This is a genomic window from Verrucomicrobiia bacterium, from assembly GCA_026414565.1.
In the GTDB taxonomy this organism is placed as follows: Bacteria; Verrucomicrobiota; Verrucomicrobiia; order Limisphaerales; family Fontisphaeraceae; genus Fontisphaera.
This window is the reverse complement of record JAOAIT010000062.1, coordinates 1-18344: the sequence shown is the minus strand read 5'-3', so window position 1 is coordinate 18344 and position 18344 is coordinate 1. Positions and strand designations below refer to the sequence as shown.

14 protein-coding genes, 2 pseudogenes and 1 riboswitch are annotated in these 18344 nt (G+C 64.6%); of the genes and pseudogenes, 9 read left to right on the top strand and 7 right to left on the bottom strand.

Translation table 11 applies throughout. The features are described from left to right. Positions 1-20: 20 nt before the first annotated feature. From N3J91_15410 to N3J91_15395, 4 genes are all read right to left on the bottom strand, one after another. Entirely contained in the window at positions 21-1355 is a 1335-nt protein-coding gene (locus N3J91_15410; GenBank protein MCX8157802.1) for a glycosyl hydrolase, read from the bottom strand. A gap of 189 nt (positions 1356-1544) precedes the next feature. Continuing rightward, the gene (locus N3J91_15405; GenBank protein MCX8157801.1) at positions 1545-3068 is read right to left on the bottom strand and encodes a hypothetical protein; all 1524 of its coding nucleotides are present in this window, start codon (positions 3066-3068) and stop codon (positions 1545-1547) included. Further along, entirely contained in the window at positions 3065-4942 is a 1878-nt protein-coding gene (locus N3J91_15400; protein ID MCX8157800.1) for a DUF6057 family protein, read from the bottom strand. The genes N3J91_15405 and N3J91_15400 overlap by 4 nt, the downstream gene beginning before the upstream one ends. Positions 4943-4992: 50 nt before the next feature. Beyond that, on the bottom strand, positions 4993-7356 hold the full coding sequence (locus tag N3J91_15395; GenBank protein MCX8157799.1) for a tetratricopeptide repeat protein: 2364 nt from the start codon (positions 7354-7356) through the stop codon (positions 4993-4995). 194 nt (positions 7357-7550) lie between these two features. After that, positions 7551-7734, top strand: a riboswitch (cobalamin riboswitch). 330 nt (positions 7735-8064) lie between these two features. Between N3J91_15395 and N3J91_15390 the strand changes: the two are divergent. From N3J91_15390 to N3J91_15370, 5 genes and pseudogenes are all read left to right on the top strand, one after another. Next, positions 8065-8196, top strand: a pseudogene (locus tag N3J91_15390) (sigma-70 family RNA polymerase sigma factor). A 71-nt stretch (positions 8197-8267) separates the two neighbouring features. Next, positions 8268-8762, top strand: coding sequence for a PEP-CTERM sorting domain-containing protein (locus tag N3J91_15385; protein ID MCX8157798.1), 495 nt, complete (start codon positions 8268-8270; stop codon positions 8760-8762). After that, on the top strand, positions 8759-9019 hold the full coding sequence (locus N3J91_15380) for a cysteine-rich CWC family protein (protein MCX8157797.1): 261 nt from the start codon (positions 8759-8761) through the stop codon (positions 9017-9019). The genes N3J91_15385 and N3J91_15380 overlap by 4 nt, the downstream gene beginning before the upstream one ends. Further along, entirely contained in the window at positions 9016-10047 is a 1032-nt protein-coding gene (locus N3J91_15375; protein MCX8157796.1) for a hypothetical protein, read from the top strand. Before N3J91_15380 ends, N3J91_15375 begins: the two co-directional genes overlap by 4 nt. 3 nt (positions 10048-10050) lie before the next feature. After that, on the top strand, positions 10051-10785 hold the full coding sequence (locus tag N3J91_15370; GenBank protein ID MCX8157795.1) for a DUF1559 domain-containing protein: 735 nt from the start codon (positions 10051-10053) through the stop codon (positions 10783-10785). Here N3J91_15370 and N3J91_15365 read toward each other — a convergent pair. Both N3J91_15365 and N3J91_15360 read right to left on the bottom strand, forming a co-directional pair. After that, a complete protein-coding gene (locus tag N3J91_15365; protein MCX8157794.1) occupies positions 10778-12088 on the bottom strand; it encodes an amino acid permease in 1311 nt (436 codons plus the stop codon). The genes N3J91_15370 and N3J91_15365 overlap by 8 nt on opposite strands. 23 nt (positions 12089-12111) lie before the next feature. Further along, positions 12112-12849, bottom strand: coding sequence for a methyltransferase domain-containing protein (locus N3J91_15360; protein MCX8157793.1), 738 nt, complete (start codon positions 12847-12849; stop codon positions 12112-12114). Between the two features lie 238 nt (positions 12850-13087). Between N3J91_15360 and N3J91_15355 the strand changes: the two genes are divergently transcribed. From N3J91_15355 to N3J91_15345, 3 genes and pseudogenes are all read left to right on the top strand, one after another. Next, positions 13088-13717 carry a DUF47 family protein gene (locus tag N3J91_15355; protein MCX8157792.1) on the top strand — a complete coding sequence of 210 codons (630 nt, stop codon included), beginning with the start codon at positions 13088-13090 and terminating at the stop codon, positions 13715-13717. A 73-nt stretch (positions 13718-13790) separates the two neighbouring features. Beyond that, positions 13791-14291 (top strand): annotated as a pseudogene (locus tag N3J91_15350) (inorganic phosphate transporter). Beyond that, positions 14283-15527 (top strand): inorganic phosphate transporter, encoded by a 1245-nt coding sequence (locus tag N3J91_15345; GenBank protein MCX8157791.1) that lies wholly within the window; start codon positions 14283-14285, stop codon positions 15525-15527. Before N3J91_15350 ends, N3J91_15345 begins: the two are co-directional and overlap by 9 nt. Before the next feature lie 148 nt (positions 15528-15675). On the opposite strand, the gene N3J91_15340 is transcribed toward N3J91_15345, so the two are convergent. Beyond that, a complete protein-coding gene (locus tag N3J91_15340) occupies positions 15676-17061 on the bottom strand; it encodes a Gfo/Idh/MocA family oxidoreductase (protein MCX8157790.1) in 1386 nt (461 codons plus the stop codon). A gap of 782 nt (positions 17062-17843) precedes the next feature. Here N3J91_15340 and N3J91_15335 point away from each other — a divergent pair. After that, the coding region (locus tag N3J91_15335) for a hypothetical protein (protein ID MCX8157789.1) at positions 17844-18344 on the top strand (501 nt) is incomplete at its 3' end.

Genomic DNA, 18344 nt, shown 5'->3' with positions numbered 1-18344 from the left:
ACTGCCCGGGCCGTGGCCGATTAGCGGAGAGGCGCCAGAGGCCCGGCCACTTCCAGGATCACCGGATGGTTGCTGAGGGTGAGCGAAAGGGAGGTGACGTTGCTCCATCGCTGCAGGACATTCGTCCCCACGGTGGGATCGTACAACCCGACGGCCGGAGCCTTGAGGCCGAAACTGACGCTGATCGTATCGGCCCCGCCGGTGAAGCGTTCATTCCAGAGGACCAAAGCAAAGCGGCCGTCGCTTTTTTGCAGGAGCAGATCATGCACCGTGGGCGGGGGGTTGGCGAGGGTGTAGGGAAGTCTTCCCAGGGGGGTGTTGGAAGGTTTATCCGCAAGGATGGTGGTAAGGTGGTGGAGGTAATGGGCGGCACGCCGGGGGGTGTAGTCAGGGGTGTAGAAACCAAAAGTCTGATTGCCGCCTTCATCGCTCCGATCCCGCAGGAGGTAGATGGCGGTGTGTTTCCAGCCCCGCTTGAACTGGGCCAGATAAAGGCTGAGATACAGCCGCGCCTGCATTTCCTCGGTAAAAGGGCCTTGCAGGGTGACGCCGGTTTCGGTGGTCACGCGGGGCAGCGTTTGCAGCTCGGCCTCGGAATATCCGATAAAGCCGCGGGCCCAGGTGCGTCCGTAATTGACATAAAGCCCGTCCACGCGGCAGCCCCGGCCAGGATCGGCAGCAATCCATGTCTGGTTGTCATGCAAACCCGGCCAGGCGGGATGGGTGAGGTAGTTGTGGCAGTTGGCAAAATCGGCATAGCGCGTGCCCTCCGGCATCAAGGTGCCCGCCCCGGGCGGTATGGTGAGAAACTGGAGGCCCACATTGTCCGTCTGGGCCCCGTTTTCGCTGATGCTCCACACCGGGTAACTTTTCAGGATCGGATCCTGTTTCACGGCCTGGTAGAGATCGCGCTGGAGTTTGGCCACGGGCAGCCAGGAATTGGTGCGGCCGCCGCGCTGGCCCTCATAAGTCACCCCCCAGTTGTTCGGCTCGTTGTTGCCCTCCATGGCCAGCAGGGCGCCGGCGGCGGCAAGCTGGCGGGCGCCGTCCAGGAGCCGGGCAAGATTGGTGCCGCCGCTCATCAGACCGTAGCTGAAGCGCACCCCGGTCTCCCGGTGGAGGGTGAGGAGATCCGCCACCGGTATGCCGCTTTCATAACCCACGCGAAACCAGCGCACGCCCAGATAACGGGCGGCCTGGATGGTGTTGGTCAGGCGTTCACCCCGCCGGGAGATGGCGGAATTGAGGCCCAGGCTGTTCAGAAAATCCTCGGCGCGGACGGCCACCGTGCCGGGCAGGGCCGGTCGCGAAGCTCCGCCGGGCGGTTCGGCGGCGGCGCCCAGCCCGCCCGCCATGACCAAAAGCCACAAGAGGAACAGAAGCCATGTTTGCCCCACCGCGAGAACCCCCGCTGCGGCCAGCCTCGGCCGCGGGCGGCACGCCCCGGGCTGATGGATGATGGATGCCTTATGCACGGCACTGGATTGCTACGGGGGACGGGGAAGCGCAAGCAAAATCGCCCCCCGCGGCCGGGTGCCGACGACTTATTGGGCCGCGCCGCGCGTGCCCTGGCGGCCGGAGGGCGGATGCACGGGATCAAGAACCGGCTCGATTTTTTTGGCCGGCTGCAACACGGCGCGCGCCAAATCCGCCGGCGCCACGTTGACCGGCGTTTTGATGAACTCGGGTATGTTAAAGTTCTTCAAGGTGATGGCGTAATAACCCGGGTCTTCCTGCGGCAGAATAAACGGTTTGGAAAACTGTCCCTCCTCGTCCACGTAGGCCAGGTAGGGGAAGGAAAACACGCCATCGCGGCGTTTGCTGCTGAACACAATCCAGCGGCTGTTGCTGGACCAGCAATGCCACGAATCGGTTTGCGGGCTGTTGATTTCCGGCGCGCGAATCTGCCGGGTCGCCAGGTCAATGAGGCATAAATCGGCACCCGCCTGATAGACGGGAAAATTGCCGTATCGCGAGGCGGTGAAGAGCAGCCAGCGGCCATCGGGGGACACCCGGGGCTGCGTGGCCGATAAATTGGCCTCGCGCCCGGAGACCACCAATTCCGGCTCGCCCCAGCGGTTTTTTTCGATGTCGTAGGCGACGCGCATCAAGTCATAACGAATCTCGCGAAACCGCTCCTGGGGCAGCGGCGGGGCGCTCGAATAGTACAAAAAGCGGCCATCCGGCGACCAACACGGCCAGGTTTCGAGCCGGTTGGTCAGCGCAATGGGCGGCGGCGCCTCCACCGTGTTGTCATCCAGCCGGTACACGTTCAAGTCCGAATCGGCGTCATACACATCGCGTGTATTGCCGCGGGTATGAAAGAAGAGCGATAACTTGTTGACCGAGTACACGATCAGCCGCCCGCTGGGATGCCACGAGGAATAACCGGCCGTGCGCGCAATCTGCTTCAGCTCCGGGCCGTCGCGCAGCAGGATGGGATTGCCCGGCACGGCGCGCAGGTGAAAGAACATGCGCTCCGGGGAGTGATTGAGGAAGGTGTGGCAGTTGAGGCAACTCCCATTGATGCGGGAGTTTTCCATGATCTCCTTTTCCTCAAAGGAGCCGAGATGCCGCTGGTACAACCCCATGCGGGCATAAAGGTTGTACAGCGGCCCCAGGCGGCGATACGCCAGGTATTCATCCACGGGCGCCGCGGCAATGTGATTGGTGACCGGCGGCAGGGCGGTCCATTGGCCGGAAGCCTGCCGCACCCACGGCTCGAAGATCAACGGCTTCCCCGCATTCTCCTGCAGCAGCGCGCGCCAGGCGCGCAGGGGAAATTGAATGCGCCCCTGCCGGTCTTCCACGGTGATGGAGGCGCCGCGGGTGGAGCGGGCCACCACCCGGTAGGCCGTGCCCGTGGCGGTGAGGCGGAAATTGAGCGGCGCGATATTCGGCGGGACGATGATGCCGCCATAGTCCGGCTGCATCCACACCGTCGCGGAGGAGGGCGCGGCCTGATCCTCGGGCGCCGCGCCCCCGGCCACGCCGAGGCCCACAACCAGCAGCGCCAACAGCCCGCCGAGGGCCGGACCACCAGGCTTGCAATCAAGACGAAAGTTCATGGCATGACGGCTGCGGGCGCTGTTTTCCAACGGCCGGACTGGCCATATATATAATAATACCAGTAGGTATCCCCAAATTCTGCCGCCAGCCGCGGGCGCACGGCCTCCACGTTTTGCACGTGGGCGCGCACGATTTCATCAAACCGTGCAAACCGCTGGCGGAGGGCGGGGTCCAGGGGAAAGCCCGCCACATCGGCGACGGCCGACTTGTTGATGCTGCCCCACAGGAGGGCGGCCTCGGCGAGGTGCCGCGGCAGGGCGGCATAGCCCAGCCGGGCATCGCGCAGACGCCCGGCGTGATCCATGAGTTTGTCCAGTTGCAGGGTCAGCAGGTCATGCGCCAGCAGAAACTCGAGGGCCATGCGGTTGGTGGGATTGGTGTGCAACAGTTGCTGCATCAGGGGCGAGGTGGGGTTGTCGGGATGCGGGTAATCGGTGGTGACCATCAGCGCCCGGCAGACGCGCAGGCGGGGTTCTTCGGACAGTTGCGGATCCCGGGACAGCTCCGCCAGCCAGCGCCGGGCGGTGGGGGCGTGAAAGGGCTGGCGCTCGAGCACGCGCAGGAAATTGGCGGCCGCCACCGGATGGCCTTTGAGCACGTTCACCTGCGCCAGCACCCAGAGCAGCTCGGGGCGCGGGCCGAGGATTTCGAGCGCTTCGGCCGCGTAACGCTCGGCATGGTTCACCTGGCCCAGGGCCAGCATGGCGCGGCTCATCACGGCATAGGCCGGCGGTCCGTGGCCGATGTTGGGCAGGAACTCGTCCTGCCGCACCACGGGATAGGCAAACCAATCATCCAACAGCCGGCCGGTGTGATGCAGCGCCAGCGCCAGTTCCAGCCGGGTTTCCGGCTCCAAATGGGTTTGCTGGCGCGCCAGCGCCAGAAACTCCGGCCACTTCTCCGCCAGGGCCAGGGCGCGCAGTTGGAGCGTGGCCCGCCGGGCATCATCCCGCATGACCACCATCAAGATGATTCCCGCCGCCAGGCCCGCCACCCAAAAGACCAGCGGCCAAACCGGCTGTTCCCCGCCCTTCTTCTTGACCGGGGCGGGAGAGGTTCGGGTTGGAGGCGTCGGCACCGCGGCCAGCCGGGCGGCGATGAGGGCCACCACGGCGAAAACGCCGGCCTGGAGCGCAGCCGGCCAGGCCCAGGCCGGCCTGATCCAAGGCTCCCACCAGCGGGGCCAGGCTTTGCCCAGCAGCCAGACCTCCACGCCCACGCCCGCCGCTACCGCCACCAGCAGCACCAGATGCTCCGCGGCCCACCAGCGCCCCGTCAGCCCCGCCGCCAGCAGCGCCAGGATCGCATAGGCACAGAGCGGACCGCCGCCCGCCGCCACGTACACCACCGCCGCCCCCACCGCCGGTGCAAGCCAGCGCCACAGCCCCCCGCGCGACGCCAGCCAGGCGGCCGCGGCGGCCAGCCCCAAGGCCCATGCCCAGCCCAGCACCAGCGCCGCGCCACCCTCATCATAGCGGCCCAGGACCGCCAGCAGCGGCGGAGCCAGCACCCAATGGGCCAGTCGCGGCCGCCCGCCCGGCCCCCGCCAGAACAAGCGGCCGGCCGCCGCGGTAATGAACCAGATCAGCAGCGTGCCCAGCGTTGCTCCCAGAGCGGGAAACTGGCAGGCATGGATGCCCCACGCCAGCATCCGCCAGAAAAGCCGCCCGGGCTGCACCAGCTCGCCGGGGGTGAAAGGCGCCGGATGAAACACCGCCGCATCGGCCTGGTAATAAAGCCAATGCGGTTGGACCCAGAAATAAAGCGTCAGCCACAGCGCCACGGCCCACAGCGCCTCCAGGCCCCACACCGGCACGCCGGCGGGCAGTTTGCGCCGCGGGCCGCTGGAGGAGGGACGAGCTTTCGGAGTCATGGGCAGGGGACGGTCAACGTTGCGCAACGGGGCCGTGACAGCCGTTCAGCTTAGGGGGAAGAGCCGCCCCGGCTGGCGGCGCGCAAAGCCCGTGCCTCGGTGAGTTTTTGCTGGGCGCCCGGATGGCCGGGATGCGCGGCCAGAAAAGTTTCGAGATGGCTGATGGCCTCGTCATATTGTTTCAGGCCGAGGAGGGTGTTGGCCAGGTTGTAGCGGGCCTCGGCATTGTTTGGTTCTTCCCGCAAGGTCTGGCGGAACTGCTCCACCGCCTCCTGAGGGCGTCCCAGCCGGAGCAGCGCCAGGCCGTAATTATTGCGGGCCCGGGTGTGTTCGGGCGTGTGTTGCAACAGGGTGCGCAATTCCGTGGCCGCTTCGGCCCATTGCCCCTGGCGAAGGAGCAGGTTGGCCAGGTTGTAACGGGCGCTGGTGTGATCCGGGGCGGCGGTGAGCGCCTGCCGGTAACAGGCCAGGGCGTCATTGGTACGGCCGGCTTTGCTGTGGACGATGCCCTTGTTGTAATGAAAGTCCGCGTCGGCGGGCCGTTCAGCCAGGGCTTGATCGAAGTAGGCCAGCGCCTGCTCCAGCCTGCCTTCATCCATTTCGCACAAACCCAACCCGTTCCAGGCCTCGGCCACGTTGGGCCGCAGTTGGAGGGTGCGCTGGAAACACTCCCGCGCGCGCTCCAACCGGCCCAGGTTGCGCCAAAGCAGGCCCTGGGAATAGACAGCCTGAAAATCGTGGGGCAGAAGTTCGCTCACTTTTTCCCACTGTTGCAGGGCGCCCTGGTAATCTCCCGCCTCCTCCAGCAACCGGCCCAGGCGGCCGCGCAATACGGGATCCTCCGGGCGTCTGGCGAGGGCCGGCTGGTAAATCGCGGCCTGTTGCATCAAAGCGGTGGCGGTGGATTGCGGCCGCAGGGCGGCGATTTGTTCATCCACCCATTGGAGCTGGGCGGCGTGATTAAGTTGCTGGGTGAAAGGCGGGCGTTGCAGGCGCCGGCGCATCTCCCGCCACACCTGGAGCTGGTCGTATGGGGTGACGGCCAGGCGCGCCCCGGCCTCCTGGGCCGACAACCAGCGCGGGCGGCCGTCGGCGGGGGCCACCTGCGCGGCCACGGCCCGCGCCAGGGCATAATTGCCGGCAAAGTTCAGATGCACATGGTCATAAAATAAATCACGGCCCGGGATTTGGTTGGGAGCCAGGCGCTGGAGCGCGCGCTCGGCATCCACCAGGCGGACGTGGGCGTTGGTTTTGCCGGAGGCCACGGTGCGGGTGATGTCATTCAGGCGCGAGTCCACCCGGAAGCGCAGGGCGTCCAAATCGCGCGCCCACACGTAGAAACCGCGGGCCTCGCGGTATTGTCGGGCCGCCGCTTTGGCCTCGCCGATGCGGAATTGCAACTCGGCGTAATCCTGGTCCAGCTCATAGGCCTTTTGCCAGTGCTTCAGCGCCTCTTCGGCCTTTCCCTCCCCCATCAGCCGGGCGCCCTCGCGGAAGGCCGCCTCCCACGCTGACAAATCGGCCGGCAACAGATCGGTGCGATGCAGCGAGGCGAAGGGGGCGCAATCTTTCAAATTCGCCCCGACGGTGGCCACCACCACCCGGGCGCCGGCCCGCTGTCCGGTGGCGAGGATGTCCTCCAGGTTTTTCTGAAAATGCTCGTACACGCGCTGCACGCGGGCATCCTCCGGGTGGAGTTTGTGCTCCAGAAACATCTCCAACCCGCCCCATTCAGTGGCGGGCGCGGCGCGGCGGGAAAATTTTTGAAGGGCGGCCTCGGCCAGTTGGCCCACCTTGAGGGTGCGGAACCAGAGTGCGGCGCGGAGCAGCGGCAGCTCCGGGGCCTGGCCGCCAAACACGGTGCCCGAGCCATACGGCCCCACGGCCTCGTTGTTGCCCATGTAGAGCACCCAAAAATCCGCGTCCAGTTTCACGCAGTCCCGGGCGATGAGGCGGATGACGTGGGAGTTGATGGCGGTCATGGCGGTGTTGATCACCTCAAACTTTTTCTCCGGAAAGGCTTCATTGAGCAGCACCTCGAGATACCGTCCGAAACCGTAGGCCGGCTCCGGATCCCCCAGGGCGGCCGATTCGCCCAAAATGACCACCCGCACGGTGCCCGGCGGTTTCACGCGGTCCACCACCATGGGCTGCGGGGCCCGCGCGATGCGCGGCGGGAAAAACCGCCAGCCATAGCGGGGATTTTCCGTCCACACGGGCCGGCCCTGGACTTCGGCAGGCAGCCAGAACTCCGTGGGATAACCATAACCGGCAAGGCGCAGGACACCCTCCAAAACCACCACGGCCAGCAGCGGCAAGGCGATGACCAGCAGTTTAATGGCCAGGCGCCGGCGGGGATGGGCCCCGGGGCGGGCGGTGCGCGCCGCATCGGCCTTGGACTTTGGTTTGGGCATAGTCGGGTTGCGCGGATGTTAGCATCGGCCCCCGCGGCGTGCAGCTCAAATTTTGCCGGGGGCGGTGCGCGGGCGTTTTTCCCGTGCCGGCGGGGGGCCCGGCCGCCGCCGGATATCATGGGAAAAAATGGCTTGCCGGGGCGGAGGTCAAAGCTTATGAATGAGCCCGGTTCTTTCAAACAGGCCGTGCGCTTTCCCGCCGGGAAAAGCATGGCCCTCAACGCAGCCGGATGACAGGGAACCCTGTGAGAATCAGGGACGGTAGCGCCACTGTAACGGGTTACAAACTCCCACGGCCACTGCTCTCCATGGGCGGGAAGGCGGGAGCGAGGTTTGAGGCCCGAAGTCAGGATACCGGTCAGGCTGCGCTCGTCGGGTTGACGACCCAACTTCTCCGCTCAAGAGAAGGATGAGGCCAGCCGGTTTCGCCGTTTCGGAACTGGACCTGTGGAAAGCCTTCATTCCCGTGTGGCGGAGGATGAAGGTTTTTTTGTGCCTTCATGCTCCCCCTGGCCGGCAACAAACAACAGCAGCTCCGTTTGAGCCGGAGCGAAGGTGACTGCAAGTTCATGAAACGATGGATGACCGCCGGGCTGGCCCTGGCCAGCGTAATGGTTTCGAGTTGGGCAACCCTTCACGCCGCCGCCTACGCCTCCAGTGTGGTGGATTATCAACCAGGCGCATTAAGCGGCTCGCTATCCAGCTACACCAATGCCGCCGCCGCCCTGGGCATGCCCGCCACCTTCAACCCCGCCTTCCCGCCGTGGTCCCCCGAGCCGACCCCCATCACCCCCTTTGAAGCGCCCTACACCTCGGATCAACTCGTCGGCATCGGCGCCGGCGGCTCGCTCACGCTCCGTTTTGCCGAGCCGGTCCGCAATCTTCCCGCCCACCCCTACGGCCTGGATTTCGTGGTGTATGGCGGGGCGGCCTTGGTGGATGTGAACTGGCCCAACGGCCTCTCCGATGGCACGGTGTTTGGCAACCTGGGCGGAGTGACGCGCATCTCGGTCAGCGCGGACGGCCAGAACTTTTACCTGCTCAACCCCTCGCTGGCGCCGGTGACCGAGGCCGCCCTGCCAACCGATTCCGCCGGACAGTTTGGCCTGCCGCCCAATCCGGCGCTAACCCCGGCGGCTTTTGCCGGCAAAACCCTGCCGGAGATCCGGGCCTTGTATGGCGGCTCGGCGGGCGGGGTGGGCTATGACCTGGGCTGGGCCATTGACGCCCAGGGACAACCGGTGTCCCTGCAGGAAATCCATTACGTGCGGCTCAGCGTGCTGGAGGGCCAAATCAAACTGGACGCCCTGGCGGCGGTGCCCGAGCCGGCCACCTGGCTGCTGGGGCTGGCGGGGGTGGGCTTGCTGGCGTGGGTGCGGCGTCAGCGCAACAGCGCCAGGCCATGAAGGCTCATCCCGGCGTCATAGACCCGGGCGCCTGCCCGTTGTGCGGGCAGCCCAATGATTGTGTGGTGGCCGCCGGTGGTGAGGTGGGGGACCCCTGCTGGTGTTGGGGCGTGCGCGCCGCGCCGGAGGCGCTGGCGCGCGTGCCCGCCGCCCTGCGGCAAAAGGTGTGCCTGTGCCGCGCGTGCCTGACCCGGCGCGTGTGGGACGATGGCCCTTCCCTTACTCCGTGGGAGGCCGTGAAAGACAACGGCGCATGACGGCAAAACACCTCATTCAAAGGTGGCTCGGCCTGGCGCTGGTCACGGCGGCCGGCGCCGCGGCTGCGGCCACGTTCACGGAAGATTTCTCCACCGACCCGGCCCGGCGCGGCTGGCAGGTGCACGGCCAGGCTTCGCTTTTCGAGTGGGACGCCGCGCGCCAATGGCTGGCGGTGACGTGGGATTCCAGCCGGAGCAACTCCTACTTCCGGCGTCCCCTGGGCGTGATTCTGGCCAAAACGGACTCGTTCACGCTGGGGTTTGACCTGTACCTGCTGGAGGCGCGGATTGGGGTGAATCCAGACAAACCGTATTCGTTTGAAGTGGCGCTGGGCTTTCACAACTCCGTGCAGGCCGTGCGGGACTCCTTCCAGCGCGGCCGCGGCGTGGGTTACGCGCCCAACCTGATCGAATTCGATTATTTCCCCGAGTACTATCATCCCCAGGATCTCTACAGCCATCAGGCCACAGTCTGGCCAACGTTCACCAGCACCAATGGCCAGTTCAATTACGACGGGCCCAATGCCTATCGTGAAATCACGCTGCCCACCCAGACCTGGCTGCGCGTGCGCATGAGCTATCAGGCCGCCACCCGGCAACTGACCACCACGTTGCGCGCCAGCGCCACGCCCTTTGTGACGGGGGAGGAGGGCAGCCTGCTGGCGCAATTCACCTCGCAGCTCACCGGCTCCTTTACCGATTACCGCGTGGACACCTTTGCCGTGGCCAGTTACAGCGATGCCGGCGCGGGCGGCTCGCTTTACGCGCGGGGGTACGTGGACAACGTGATTTGGACCGTCCCGGAGCCGCCGGTGCAGGGACTGCAGGCCGTCCGCACCGCAAACGGGCGGGCGGTGCGTTATCTGGGGGCGGCCGGGTATCGTTTTGTGGTGGAGGCCACGGCGGACTGGCGGCAATGGACCCCGCTCCATGAGCCGATGGCGGGCACCGGGGGATGGCTGGAATGGCCGCTCGAACCGGAGACGCCGCCGCAACGATTTTACCGCATTGCCATTACGCGCCCCTAGGTCATGAAGCGACGCTGCGCATTCACGCTGGTGGAGCTGCTGGTGGTGGTGGCCATTCTGGCCGTGCTCCTGGCCCTGCTCCTGCCGGCGCTGGGCCGCAGCCAGCGGGCGGCGCAGCGGGTGCGGTGCTTCAGCAACCTGCGCCAGATGGGCCTGGCCGCCCAGATGTATTGGGATGATTATCAGGGCCAGACCTTCCGCTATGGCGGCACGGCCACCAACGGCGGCCGCCTGTACTGGTTTGGCTGGATGGAAAACGGCGCGGAAGGCCAGCGCGCTTTTCGCCCGGAGCTGGGGGCGCTTTATCCGTATTTGCTGGGGCGGGGGGTGGAGTTGTGTCCCGCCCTGGATTACAGCCTGGCTTCGTTCAAGCTCAAGGCCACCGGCGCGGCCTACGGCTATGGCTACAACCTGTGCCTGTCCGCTCCGCCCTCCGCCCCGCCTGTGAACGTGTATCAACTGAAGTCGGCGGCGGAAACGGTGTTGCTGGCCGATGCCGCCCAAATCAACACCTTTCAGCCGCCGGCCTCGCCCGACAATCCGATGCTGGAGGAGTTTTATTACGTGAGCACCAACACCACCGAGCGCACGGCCCATTTCCGCCACGAGCAAACCGCCAGCGCCGTGTTCTGTGACGGCCACGTCGGCAGCGAGCGTCCCGAGCCCGGCTCGCTGGACCCCTTGTTGCCGGAGCACCGGGTGGGACGGCTCCGGCCGGCGGTCTTGCGGCTCAGGTAACGGCGCGGGTGGCGGGCGGGCGGCGGCGATAACGCGCCGTGAGCCACCAGGCCACCACGCCCAGGAAGATGGTGCCCAGCCCGTACAGGCTTTGGGTGGGGCGAAGCTGCACGTTGAACAACGCCATGGCATACACCACCCCCAGATACAAAAACGGCAGCCACGGCCAGCCCACCACCCGCACGGCGGCCCCTTCCCGGAGACGCAGCCGGATCAGCCCCAGCACCGTCGCGGTGGTGCTCAAGAGCAGGGTAAATCCGATGTAATTCATCAGGTTTTGAAACTCGGTGTGCCACAACAGGAACAACGCCAGCACCGCCTGCAAACCTATGGCCCGCCGCGGCGGCCCGCTCTCGGCCGCCAGCCAGCGCGGCAGCCAGCCGTCCTCGGCCATTTTGGCATAGACGCGCGGCCCCACCATGAGCAGGGAGGAAGCCGAGCTGATCAGTGCCAGAGAGACCAGCGCCGTGATGAAATTGGCCCATAAATCCCCCCCCAGCGCCCGGGCCGCCACCCAGCCAATGGCCACCTGGTATTGCAACTGCTCCATGGGCGCGGCAAACACAAACACCGCGTTGAGCAATAAATACAACACCGTCACAATCCCCGTGCCCAACAACATGGCGCGCGGCAGGATCCGTTCCCCGTCCTTGACTTCACCCCCAATGTAAATGACCGCATTCCAGCCCGAATAGGAAAAGGAAATCCAGACCAGACATACCGCAAAAAGCCCCAGCGGAAACTTGGGCGGCGCATACGGCCGGGGCTCCGGCAGATGGGCAAACCCCCACCCGATGAAGCCCAGGATCAGGATGATTTTTAGGATGACCGTGGCGTTTTGCACCCACGCCCCATGTTTCACATCGGCCGCATGCAGGGCCGCAAACAGAATGATCAACACGGCCCCCACCGTCTGCGCGTCCCAGCCGGGATACCACGTTTTGGCATACTCGCCAAATCCATAGGCCACCGCCGCCAGCGGGGCCGAGAAACCCACCAGCAGGGATATCCAGCCCGCCACGTAGCCCGCCGCCGGATGCAACGTCCGCGAAAGGAACAGGTACTCGCCGCCCGACTCCGGAATGCGCCGCGCCAGAGCGGCATAGCAAAGCGCCCCCATGGCCGCAATCACGCCGCCCACCGCCCAGGCGGCCAGCACCAGCCACGGCGATTTCAAATCCCCCAGCGTATAACCGCTGGTGGTGAACACGCCCATGCCAATCATGTTGGCCACCACCAGCGCGGTGGCCGACACCAACCCCAGTTGCCGTTTGTTGCTCATGCGCTCTCGTCCCTCGGCCATCCGGCCGCCTGCCTGTGTGCACCTCAGCGTCCCCGTTTCACGAAGCGCATGAGGTAGTTTTCCTTGAGGAAATCCTGCGGCGGATCCGGCAGCCGCTCAAAGCCCGCCGCCTCAATTTCCCGCGCAAATACTTCCTGCCCGGCCCGCACATGCTGGAGCGTCCAGGCGGAGGATTTGCCCGGAATGCGGTGGAAATCAATGATCACCAGTTGTCCCCGGGCGCGCAAGGCCCGATGAAGGGAGGCCAGCGTGGACTGGGGATACTCAAAATGATGGTAGGTGTCACAAATAAACACCAGGTCCACACTTTGGGCGGGCAGGCGGGACGAGCGCTCCGTGGCCTGCACGGTTTGAATCTGCTTCAGCCCCGCCTCGCGGGCGCGAGCCTCGATGTGCTTCAGGAAGGCGGGCACAATGTCCACCGCATACACTTTGCCGCGCGGCCCCACCGCCTGCGCCATCAACACCGTGAACAAGCCGCTGCCCGCCCCCACATCGGCCACGCGCATCCCGCGCCGGAGCTGCAGGGTCTCCATGATCTTGTCGCGCTGGGCGTAGATTTCGCGGCTTTCGCGTTCAAAGTTCTGCACCCAGCGCTCCACGTTGATGTTCGTGCGGGTGTATTCCTGGTTGATGCCCGGCGCCACATTGGTCTCCACCACCGGCGCGGGGGCACCCGCCAGCCACCCCGCTGTCCCCAACAGCAGGGCCCACATCCGGCACGCCCCCAAGGGGCGCGGCCGATGAGCACGGATTGGCATAAGTGCCGTGAGGCTAACCAGAAGCATGACGCCTGTCGAGCGCAACCCACAAAACCCGCAATGGCCGCCCCCTCAACGGTCACTCCAGGCACTCTCTACCCTGCCCCGGCCAGCCACCACCCTGCTGGGATGGGGGGACGCCGTCCCGGCAGCAACAGCCGCACGCGGCCTTAAACCGTAACTTTTTCGTTACAATGATGTCATATAACTGTAACATAAGTTTTCTAAATAAATCTGCATGATCTCGATTCAAAAGCTTTTGGGCAAAGACGATGTTTTTTACAATTTGCTCGAAGCCAGCGCCCAGGAAGGCCTGCAAAGCGCCCAGGTGCTGGCCCGCCTCCTGCGCCAGCCGCAATCCCCGGCGGACCTCAAGGAATTCACCGATTTTCGGCGGAATGACAAAAAAATCACCCGCGAAATTGAGGAGCGGCTGGTTAAGACATTTGTGACAGCTTTGGAACGGGAAGATATCGAATCGTTGTCCAGCGCCCTCTACAAAATCCCCAAAACCATCGAAAAATTTGTGGAGCGTTTCCAGCAAATCCGGCCGCTGGTGCAGGACTTTGACTTTTCTCCCCTGGCGCGGCTGGTGGAGCGGGCGGCCACCCTGGTGGGCGAAATGGTCCACGCCCTGCGCCGCCATGCGCCCCTGGAAGAATTGAAAGACCTCAACGGCCGCCTGCAGGAGGTGGAGGGCGAGGCCGACAAATACCTGCTGGACGTGTTCAAGGAATTGTACAGCGGCAAATACCCGCCGCTGCAGGTGCTGGCGCTCAAGGAATTGCATGAGCTGCTGGAGAAAACCGTGGACCGCTGCCGCGACGCCGGCAACACCGTGACCTACATCGTGCTCAAACACTCCTGAACCTGGCTTCCCGGCGGCCGCGCCCGGGGCGGCCCCCGCGGGAAGGCAACCGAAAAACCTTTGAGGGCAGCGCATGGAACTGGTTTTTGTGGTCATCTTGGTGGCGTTGATTTTCGAGTACATCAACGGCTTCCACGACACCGCCAATTCAATTGCCACCGTGGTCTCCACCAAGGTGCTCACCCCGCGGCAGGCGGTGATCATGGCTGCCCTGGCCAACCTGGGCGGCGCCATGCTCGGCACGGCGGTGGCCAAGACCATCTCCTCCGGCCTGGTTGACAGCAAGGTGGTCACCGTCACCTCCGAAATGCTGGTCTGCGCCCTCCTGGGCGGCATCACCTGGAACCTCATCACCTGGTGGTTTGGCATGCCCTCCAGCTCCAGTCATGCGCTGATTGGCGGTCTGTGTGGCGCGGCGCTCGCCGGCGCCCAGAACAACTGGAAGGCCATCATCTGGTCCCAGCCCAATCCCAACGACTGGATCAAGAGCGGCGGCCTCCTCTACAAGGTGGTCATTCCCATGTTCAGCTCGCCTTTGGGCGGTTTCCTCCTGGGGTTTCTCATCATGGCCCTCCTTTACCTCCTGGTCTCGTTGCTGCGGCTCACCCCGCGCCTGGTCAACCTCACCTTTGGCAAGGCCCAAATCTTGAGCGCCGCCGCCATGGGTGTCATGCACGGCACCAATGACGCCCAGAAAACCATGGGCATCATCGCCCTTGCCCTCATGGCCGCCACCGCCGCCGGCACGTTTGACCACCTGCCGCGTTACCTCAACTGGCTGTACTATCCCTCCTCGTCCCTGCCCGCCATCCAGGAGGCCTACAATCAACTGGGCGAAATGGCCCGGGACGGCCAGGGCTTGCCGCTGAATCTGCCCCAGGCGGCCCGCGACTTCAAACATGCCGCGCAAAACAAAAACCCCCAGGCGCAATACAACCTGGCCCTCTTGTACCTGGAAGGCCGCGGCGTGGAGGTCAATTACCGCCTCGCCGCCGAATGGCTGGAGCAGGCGGTGAAACTCAAGCATCGCCCCGCCCAGGAAAAGCTGGCCGAGTTATACCAAAAAGGCCTGGGCGTGCCCCGGGACGAGGCCAAGGCCGCCGAGCTGCTCAACACCCTGCCGCCGCCGGCGCCGCCAGTCGTCTTCCCGCGCCGCCGCCTGGAGGGCCAGCCCGCGGACGAAACCGCGGCCCTGGCCTGGCTGCAACAGCGCGCCGCCCGCAACAACGCCGACGCCCAAGCCGTGCTGGCGGCCTGGTATTGGGACGGCCACGGCGGCGCTCCGCGTGATCGCGCCCAGGCCCTCCGCCTGTGGGAGCAGAGCGCCCAGCGCCAGCATCCCGAGGCGCTGTATTGTCTGGGCCTGCTCCACCGCCACGGCCTGGAGGTGCCCCAGAATCTGCCCCTGGCCGCCCGCTATTTCCACCGGGCCGCCAACATGGAGGGCATCAAACTTTGGATTAAAATCGTTTGCGCCATCACCATGGCCGCCGGTACCGCCGCCGGCGGATGGCGCATCATCAAAACCCTTGGCCATAAGATGGTGAAGCTGCAGCCCATCAACGGCTTTGCCGCCGAAACCAGCTCGGCCACCATGATCTTCCTGGCCACCACCCTCGGCATCCCCGTCTCCACCACCCACAACATCTCGGCCGCCATCATGGGCGTGGGTTGCGCCCGGCGCTTCAACGCCCTCCGCTGGACCGTCGTCGAGCGCATGGTCTGGGCGTGGATTTTTACCATCCCCATCTCCGGCGGCCTCGGCTACCTCCTCTGCCGCTTCGGCCAGTGGGTGGGATGGATTCAATAGCCCCATCCCCACCCCAGCCCGCCGCCCTCCGAAGAAACCGGCGAACGGCGCCCCGCCCCCGCCTCCCTTCCCCCCACGCAAAGGGCCCTCCCCATAAAAAAAGGGCGCTGGTTGCCGCCAGCGCCCTGTGAAAAGATGGAATGCCGGATCAATACTCCCGCTTGCCCTTGCGGCCCGGCTCAGGCACCGGATAACGGCCCTGGGCATCGGCCTGCAACGGGGCGGGGGTGTCCTCGGTGAGCTTGTCCAAACCCGGCGCAAACTCATGATCCCCGTTGAGGATTTCCTCGTAAGTAATCTCCTGCCCCGTGTGCGCCGCCATGCGGCCCATGCTCGTGACCAGGCTGGCCTCGATGCCGTATTTGGCCTCGTTGTAAGGCTGGTTGTTGCGGATGGCCGCCATCAAATCATTCCATTCGTTCTGGTAGGGATCCCCCTCCCCGGGCGGCGCCTTCGACACCCACACCTGGCTGGCGCGGCTGGGATTCTGCGTGCTGTAAATGGCCGACGGCCCGCCGCAGTCCCCCGAGCGCGAGGCGATCGCCATGCCCTTGCTGCCGTGCAGGAAGCTGTTGTACTGGTCCCGGCAGCCGGTCATGCAACGGCCATCAAAATAAAACTTCGTGCCGTCCGCAAAGGTGTATTCCACCGAGTAGGTGTCGAAGTTCTGGTCCACGTACGTCTGCCCTTCCGGGCTTTGCCGGTAATGGCGGCCGCCCAAACCCTGCGCCCGCACCGGCCACGCATTTTTCATCCACGAAAGATGATCAATGATGTGGATGTAGAAATCGCTGAAATTGCCGCCGCTGGCCCACAGAAAACTGTGGAACCGCTGCACCTGGTAGCGCAGATGGCTGATGTTCGGCGGCTTGGGCAGCGACGCAAAAAAGCCCACCGGCCCGTGCATGCGGTAGCCGCGCATCAGGATGATGTCGCCCAGTTGGCCGTCGCTCACCCGCTTCTGCAACTCCTGCAGCTCGCGGCTGTGGCGGGACATCAAACCCACGCCCACCTTCAACCCCTTGGCGCTCGCCTGCTCGGCCAGTTGCAACATCCGCTTGCTGGTGGGCCCGTCCACCGTCACCGGCTTTTCCATGAACACATTGAGGCCCTTTTGGATGGCATACTGAAAATGCACCCACCGGAAGGCGGGCGGCGTGGCAAAAATGGCCACATCCCCCGGCCGCAGGCAGTCCATCGCCTTTTGATACGCATCGAATCCCACAAACTGCCGCTCCGCCGGCACATCCACCTGCTCCGCAAACCGCCGGCTCAGCTCGCCATAACTGCCCCGCAGCCGGTTCTCAAACACATCCGCCAGCGCCACCAGCCGGACCGGCCCCAGCTTGGTGTTCAAGGCATTCTGCGCCGCGCCCGTGCCGCGCCCGCCGCAGCCAATCAGCGCAATCCGGATGGTGTTATCCTCCGCCGTGTAACCCGGCCGGGGCAGACCCGCCGCAAGCACCACGCCGGCGGCGGTGGCGCTGGTTTTCAGAAAATTCCTGCGTGTGGTGGTCGAACTGTTCTTATTCATAAAACAATGATTTATGCACAATTCATTCGCTGCACTTTTGACGGTGTTGCCGCCTACCTTATTCTATCCCCCCTTTCCCGGCCACAGTTTTTTTCGCTGAACATCCCGACCGCCGCGCCTGCCCACGCGCTTCCCCGCCTTAGCAGCGCACCCCCTGCCTCGCTTCCGGACCACACCCCACCCCATGCTTGCCCCGCCCCCTGAAACCAAAACCAATTCCCCCAAAACCATCCTGCTAATATCAACGAAAACCATGCCCCGGGAACGCCGCATCCGTCTCCCTCCCCGCCTCCGTCCCCTCCCGCTTCGCATTTTTCACTTTGCACTTTGCATTTTGCCTTTCCCTCTTTGCCTTTCCTCTCGGACTCGGGGAGCGCACGCGTCCCGCGCGCCGCCTCCGGCCCCCGCTGAAGCCATACCAATCCAGCAGGGATTAACCATTAGGACTGATCCTCACCCTCTTACACATCCACCTGCGACAATTCTCCGGTTTTGCATTTTGCACTTTGCACTTTGCATTTTGCATTTCCCCCTCTGCCTTTCCCCTCGGTCTCGGGGAACGCATGCGTCCCGCGTGCCGCCTCCGGCCCCCCCGAAGCCAAACCAATCCGACAAGGATTAACATTCAGAACTGATGCACACCATTTTGCACCTTCGCCTTCGCCCCTCCGGTTTTGCATTTTGCATTTTGCACTTTGCACTTTGCATTTACCCATCCCCCTAAATGGCCTTGAACGAAGAGAGGTTTGGGGGGATATTGGCCGCGGGTCAGCCAGAAGCAAATGCAAGCGTGGGGAACCATCGGCACGTATGAAGCCAGGGAGGAGGCAAATCCCATCCCACAGAATCCCTCTCCTCCGAACGATGCTTGCAACGAGGGCGGGTTGCTGGCGACGGTGATTCATAATGGGCCGGATGCAGGGGTGTATTTTCCTTTTTATGATGGGAATGGGAACGTGATGGGGTATGTGCGGGGGGCGGATGGTTTGTTGGTGGCGCAATACGAGTACGGCCCCTTTGGCGAACTCCTCCGCGCCACCGGCCCCCTCCCCCAAAGCTTCAACCCCCTCTTCTCCACCAAATACCACGACTGGGAAACCGGCCTCCTCTACTACGGTTACCGCTATTACAATCCCACCACTGGAAGGTGGCCAAACAGAGACCCGTTGCGGGAACTCGGATTTGAAGTGCTTCGGGGGAAGCCGCAGATTGAGGACAAGCGGCAGCGTCAAACCAGACGCAAGGCCACCGCTCCGAACGAAACATCGAACCTTTATGTGTTC